The organism is Pseudomonas sp. PS01297 (assembly GCF_029959305.1).
Lineage (GTDB): Bacteria > Pseudomonadota > Gammaproteobacteria > Pseudomonadales > Pseudomonadaceae > Aquipseudomonas > Aquipseudomonas helleri.
The window spans coordinates 1-255 of the sequence record NZ_JASCPQ010000235.1 but is presented as its reverse complement, the minus strand read 5'-3'; the positions used below and the strand labels follow the sequence as shown (position 1 = coordinate 255).

Annotated in this window: 1 rRNA gene; it reads left to right on the top strand. The window is 54.5% G+C overall.

Annotated features, from left to right (window positions below):
• Positions 1–220 (top strand): 16S ribosomal RNA (locus QMX84_RS26505); the annotation flags it as partial.
• Positions 221–255 lie beyond the last annotated feature (35 nt).

Here is a 255-nt window from a genome sequence, read left to right as displayed (position 1 = left end):
GACTGCGTGAAGTCGGAATCGCTAGTAATCGTGAATCAGAATGTCACGGTGAATACGTTCCCGGGCCTTGTACACACCGCCCGTCACACCATGGGAGTGGGTTGCACCAGAAGTAGCTAGTCTAACCCTCGGGAGGACGGTTACCACGGTGTGATTCATGACTGGGGTGAAGTCGTAACAAGGTAGCCGTAGGGGAACCTGCGGCTGGATCACCTCCTTAATCGACGACATCAGCTGCTCCATAAGTTCCCACAC